Origin of the sequence: Methylosinus sp. Sm6, assembly GCF_019802345.1 — a bacterium.
Lineage (GTDB): Bacteria > Pseudomonadota > Alphaproteobacteria > Rhizobiales > Beijerinckiaceae > Methylosinus.
In genome coordinates, this window is record NZ_JAINDZ010000087.1 from 1 (window position 1) to 4116 (window position 4116).

The window sequence follows — 4116 nt, forward strand, 5'->3', positions numbered from 1 at the left end:
AGCTGACCGGCTGCTCCAAGAAGGAGATGCGGCATGACCACGATCGCGCAAGACTATGCCGCGGAGCTGCGGCGCATATCGCGCTACCTCAGTCAGATCGGCCATTTCGCCGACTCGGATGAATTGCGGCTCGCCGCCGAATATCTCGAGCGGAGCGCGAAGGGAGTCGCGATCGACGGCGACGCGATCGAGGAGCGCTTCGACCCGGCGCAGATGGCGGAGCTCGCCGCCTTCGCGCAGGTCGTCGTCGCTCGGCAGACCGCGCTCTTCGAGACGTTTTTCGATCAGTTGAAGACGCAGCCGGAGCGGCTGCGCAACTTCTTCGATTTCGTCTGCGCTTTCTATTTGCAGCAGGCGGCCGTCTTCGCGGTGAGCGGCGTCCGACCGGGAGAGCGAATGCTGTCGCAACAAGATTTCGCGGCGACCGCGCGCGACGCCTGGATGCAGAGCGTGCTCGCCGACGCCGGCGCGCAGATGCGAGTCACGGGAGCGCAGTCATGACGACATCCGCGCAAACCCGCGCCATTCATGCGGCGTTGAAGAAAATGCCGCAGTTCACCGAGCAGGATTACCGCGACCTCCTAGCCCGCGAGTTCGGCGGGCGCAGCTCCTCGCGCCTGCTCGACACGCGCGAAGCGGCGCGGCTCATCGACATGCTCAACGGGCTCTCCGGCGGAGCCGCCATGCGCCGGCCGGCGGAGACGGCGAGCGGGCCCTATGCGCCGATCCTGCGCGCGCTGTGGATCGGCGCCTGGAACCTCGGCCTCGCCCGCAGCCGCGACGACCAGGCGCTGCTCGCCTTCGTCGCGCGGCAGACTGGCCTCTCGCACACGCGCTTTTTGAACGACCCCGGCGACGCCGCCAAGGCGATCGAGGGGGTGAAAAAGTGGATGGCGCGCGACGGCGGCGTGGAATGGCCGAAGGGCCGCGGCGAGGATTCGGCGGCGCGCAAGATGGCGCTGCTGAAGGCGATCGCGCGTCGCTGCTTCGAGACGAGCGCCTTCCTGCCCTTCGTTCCCGGCGCCGACTTCGAGCGCGCGTGGCCGAGCGACTTCGAGCTGTTCGGCTATCGCCAGGGCCTGCCGGCCGGCTTCGACTCCTACACCGGCGAGGACATCGACCGCCTCGCCGCCCGCCTCGGCGCGCGCCTGCGCGCCGCGCAGGACAAGCAGAAAAGAAAGGCGGCATGAGATGGCGCAGCATATGGAAATCACAATCCGTAATGACGCATTCGACGTCTCCGCCAAGATCGACAGTCCGGAGGCGGTGGACGAACTCGTGCGTCGCCTCTATCTCGCCCAGGACTCCGTGTGGCCGGGCACGCTCGAGGAGCCCGAGCTCGACGCTCCTCACGAGGATGAGCGCGAGCCCGAGTCCGTGCCGATCGAGCCGCCGGCGCCGCATCCGAGCGTCGGGAACGCGCCGCTCGCGCATGGCCTCTCCGCGACACAGCAGCGCGTGCTCGATCTCGTTCGAAGGTCGGGGAAGGCTCCGACGCCCTTGGAAATCGCAAACGCCCTCGGCATAGCGACGCAGACGGCGCGGAACATCCTGGCCGAGCTGCGCAAGCGGGGAGCGCTGTGATGCGAAAGAGACAGTCCTCGCTCGAGAAGATGACCGCCTGCGAGCGCTTCAACGTCGCGCATCCGATCGGCTCCAGCATCAAGGTCTATCCCGGCGTTATCGGCGATCGCTGCGTCGAGGTCACGATCATCGAGCCGGGCGCCTATGTGCTCGGCGGGCATACGCCGGTCGTGCAGGTGACGGGTGGACACGGCTGCATCGCGCTCACTCATGTGGTGCAGGCGTGATGCGCGGCCTCCTGCGCGAGGACGGCGGCTATGATCGCGGGGCGATCATGGCGCTGTCGCATGAGCGCTATCGGGCGCACGGCAATGGCTGGACCTATCAGGACTGCCTGCGCTGGGCGTGGCGGGTGGCGCAGCACGAGCGGCGGCTGCTCGCCGCCGGCCGGCTCGACGATCTCGGCCGCGTGCGCGACATGCGCGCGCATCACCTCGCGCGCCTGCGCGCGCCGATCGCAGCGAGGGCGGCGTGATGGCCCTGCCGACGCTCATTCTCGGCGCATTCAAGCGCACACGCGTCGCCAGCCTGTCGAGTGAGCGGCGTGACGCATTGGTGATTTCGACATTGACGCCCTGGGCAGGCTATCGCGGACACGATTTCCGCATGGATGTCCGGGACAGGCGAATGCTCGTCGCGCTGCTCTCCGTGCCCGGGCGAGTCGTGCGCCGGTCGGAAATGATCGACGCCGCCTACGGCGACGACGTGGGCGGAGGTCCGGAGAACACAAATAGCTCTCTGGGCACGATCCGACAGACTCTCTCCTTCGTCTGCGCGATGATCGGCGCTCGTCTCGTCCGGAGCAACGGCGGCTGGAGCATCGACCCTGCCGACGAAAGGGTCGCCTGATTGCAGGACGGGTATTCGTTCTCGTCGGCAGCATCATCGTGTGGCAGCCATGAAATCCATTTTCCTCTTATCGCTCCTTTTCCTCGCCTCGCCGGCCTCGGCGGCCGAGTCCTGTCATGTCCTCGAACAAGGCTTCGCGCCGCGCGACGATCTCGAGGCGATCGACGTGCGGCTGATCGACGGCGCGCGGGAGCGCATCGACTTTGCGGCCTATGTGCTGACATCGACGCCCGTCATCGACGCGCTCACCCGCGCGGCGCAGCGTGGCGTCGTGGTGCGCGTCTATCGCGACGGGCGCGACGCCCGCCAGCCGCGCAAGCTCGCCGAGGCGATCGACCGGCTCGCGGCCGAGCTGCGCGTCGAGATCAGATACAAGGGCAGCCCCGCGCCCTTCATGCATCTCAAATCATACACGGTCGACGGCCGCCTGCTGCGCACCGGCGCCGGCAATTTCACGCACGGCGGGCTCAAGCGCCAGGACAATGACCTCGTCGTCGTCGACTGCGCGAGCGCGATCAGCACCTTTCAAGCGGCTTTTGAAGCGATGTGGAGGCGATGATGCAGGACAAGCTCATAGTCGAGATCGACCCCGCCGAATTGGCGGTGCGGATGTGCGAGGCGAATTACGGTCTCACGCGGCCGATGGCGGACGCCCGGCAGGCGCTCGCCGCGATGACGCCGGAGGTGAGGGAGGCGTGGCTGCGATCGGCCAAGGCCGCCGCCGATTACTTCGTCGAGATCGTCAACGCCGCGAAGAAGACGCACTGATGCATACGCCGCCCGAAAAGAAGAAGCCGTCGATCGGCGCGGTGATCGAGGAGCTGGAGCGCATGCACGAGATCGCGCGCGGCGACTTCAAGCTCGTCGTCTACCAGAAGATGCACGTCGGCCATCTGCACGAAGCGCGGATGAAACATGCGATCGAGCTGCTGCGCTGGCTGAAGGCCAATGAGCGCATCATCAAGCAGAGGATGGCGCAATGAGCAGGATCGGCGTCTCGGATCACGCGCTCGTGCGCTTCCTGGAGCGGGCCGGCGGCTTCGATGTCGAGGCGCTGCACGCCAGCATGGAGGCGTCGCTCGCGCGCGCGGCCGCGGTCGCCGGCGCGCTCGAGCAGTCGCGCTACACGATCAAATGCGACGGGCTCATCTATGTGGTCGAGCATGGCGTCGTCATCACCATCGTCGGCGACCACGTCCGGATCGGATTCACGGCCGAGGAGCGGCGGCGGTGAGCGAATATCACTATCTCCCCGGCCTGCTGCGCGAGATCGCCGACGTCGCCGGCCTGCCGGCGGCGCTCGCCATCGCCGAGGAGAAGGGTGGCGCCCGCGTGCATTTTCCGGCTCGCGCGAGCGAGGCGCATTGGCTGGTGCGGCTCGTCGGGCGGGAGGCGGCCGACAAGCTCTGCGAGCATTTTCGCACAGCGCAGGGCGGCGCCCGCGAGCTCGTGCCGCTCGGCCCGCGTAATTTCTACGCACAGGCCCGCCGCAAGGCGGCGCGGCTCGCCGAAGAGGGCTGCTCGCGCGAGGAAGTGGCGCGGCGTCTCGGCGTCCATATCCGCACGATTCAGCGGTATCGCGCGCGCGGGCGCGACGAGGGCGATCCGCGCCAAGGCCGCTTGTTCTGAGCGTCGCGCTCGTCATAATAAGGGAGACGCGGCCATGAGGGAGACAGCTGTCTC

11 protein-coding genes are annotated in these 4116 nt (G+C 67.6%); all 11 read left to right on the top strand.

Annotation, left to right across the window (positions count from 1 at the left end; genetic code table 11):
- The first annotated feature begins 33 nt into the window (after positions 1 to 33).
- The 11 genes from K3F48_RS23305 to K3F48_RS23355 are packed head-to-tail and all read left to right on the top strand — an operon-like array spanning position 34 to position 4062.
- Positions 34 to 501, top strand: a complete 468-nt coding sequence (locus K3F48_RS23305) for a hypothetical protein (protein ID WP_222577830.1) — start codon at positions 34 to 36, stop codon at positions 499 to 501.
- A complete protein-coding gene (locus K3F48_RS23310) occupies positions 498 to 1190 on the top strand; it encodes a regulatory protein GemA (RefSeq protein ID WP_255609716.1) in 693 nt (230 codons plus the stop codon). The genes K3F48_RS23305 and K3F48_RS23310 overlap by 4 nt, the downstream gene beginning before the upstream one ends.
- Positions 1191 to 1203: 13 nt before the next feature.
- Complete coding sequence (locus K3F48_RS23315; RefSeq protein ID WP_222577831.1) at positions 1204 to 1584, top strand: MarR family transcriptional regulator; 381 nt, start codon at positions 1204 to 1206, stop codon at positions 1582 to 1584.
- Positions 1584 to 1811, top strand: a complete 228-nt coding sequence (locus K3F48_RS23320; RefSeq protein ID WP_222577832.1) for a hypothetical protein — start codon at positions 1584 to 1586, stop codon at positions 1809 to 1811. The genes K3F48_RS23315 and K3F48_RS23320 overlap by 1 nt, the downstream gene beginning before the upstream one ends.
- Positions 1808 to 2059, top strand: coding sequence for a hypothetical protein (locus tag K3F48_RS23325; protein ID WP_222577833.1), 252 nt, complete (start codon positions 1808 to 1810; stop codon positions 2057 to 2059). The genes K3F48_RS23320 and K3F48_RS23325 overlap by 4 nt, the downstream gene beginning before the upstream one ends.
- Positions 2059 to 2433 (top strand): helix-turn-helix domain-containing protein, encoded by a 375-nt coding sequence (locus tag K3F48_RS23330; protein ID WP_222577834.1) that lies wholly within the window; start codon positions 2059 to 2061, stop codon positions 2431 to 2433. Before K3F48_RS23325 ends, K3F48_RS23330 begins: the two co-directional genes overlap by 1 nt.
- A 49-nt stretch (positions 2434 to 2482) precedes the next feature.
- The gene (locus K3F48_RS23335; protein ID WP_222577835.1) at positions 2483 to 2992 is read left to right on the top strand and encodes a phospholipase D-like domain-containing protein; all 510 of its coding nucleotides are present in this window, start codon (positions 2483 to 2485) and stop codon (positions 2990 to 2992) included.
- Positions 2989 to 3201 carry a hypothetical protein gene (locus K3F48_RS23340; protein WP_222577836.1) on the top strand — a complete coding sequence of 71 codons (213 nt, stop codon included), beginning with the start codon at positions 2989 to 2991 and terminating at the stop codon, positions 3199 to 3201. Before K3F48_RS23335 ends, K3F48_RS23340 begins: the two co-directional genes overlap by 4 nt.
- Entirely contained in the window at positions 3201 to 3416 is a 216-nt protein-coding gene (locus K3F48_RS23345; protein WP_222577837.1) for a hypothetical protein, read from the top strand. Before K3F48_RS23340 ends, K3F48_RS23345 begins: the two co-directional genes overlap by 1 nt.
- On the top strand, positions 3413 to 3667 hold the full coding sequence (locus K3F48_RS23350) for a hypothetical protein (protein ID WP_222577838.1): 255 nt from the start codon (positions 3413 to 3415) through the stop codon (positions 3665 to 3667). The genes K3F48_RS23345 and K3F48_RS23350 overlap by 4 nt, the downstream gene beginning before the upstream one ends.
- Positions 3664 to 4062, top strand: a complete 399-nt coding sequence (locus K3F48_RS23355; protein ID WP_370631491.1) for a helix-turn-helix domain-containing protein — start codon at positions 3664 to 3666, stop codon at positions 4060 to 4062. Before K3F48_RS23350 ends, K3F48_RS23355 begins: the two co-directional genes overlap by 4 nt.
- Positions 4063 to 4116: the final 54 nt, after the last annotated feature.

Coding starts and splice junctions, on each gene's coding strand:
- K3F48_RS23340 (WP_222577836.1), top strand. CDS start 2,989: ATGATGCAGGACAAGCTCATAGTCGAGATCGACCCCGCCGAATTGGCG.
- K3F48_RS23320 (WP_222577832.1), top strand. CDS start 1,584: ATGCGAAAGAGACAGTCCTCGCTCGAGAAGATGACCGCCTGCGAGCGC.
- K3F48_RS23330 (WP_222577834.1), top strand. CDS start 2,059: ATGGCCCTGCCGACGCTCATTCTCGGCGCATTCAAGCGCACACGCGTC.
- K3F48_RS23335 (WP_222577835.1), top strand. CDS start 2,483: ATGAAATCCATTTTCCTCTTATCGCTCCTTTTCCTCGCCTCGCCGGCC.
- K3F48_RS23305 (WP_222577830.1), top strand. CDS start 34: ATGACCACGATCGCGCAAGACTATGCCGCGGAGCTGCGGCGCATATCG.
- K3F48_RS23350 (WP_222577838.1), top strand. CDS start 3,413: ATGAGCAGGATCGGCGTCTCGGATCACGCGCTCGTGCGCTTCCTGGAG.
- K3F48_RS23345 (WP_222577837.1), top strand. CDS start 3,201: ATGCATACGCCGCCCGAAAAGAAGAAGCCGTCGATCGGCGCGGTGATC.
- K3F48_RS23310 (WP_255609716.1), top strand. CDS start 498: ATGACGACATCCGCGCAAACCCGCGCCATTCATGCGGCGTTGAAGAAA.
- K3F48_RS23315 (WP_222577831.1), top strand. CDS start 1,204: ATGGAAATCACAATCCGTAATGACGCATTCGACGTCTCCGCCAAGATC.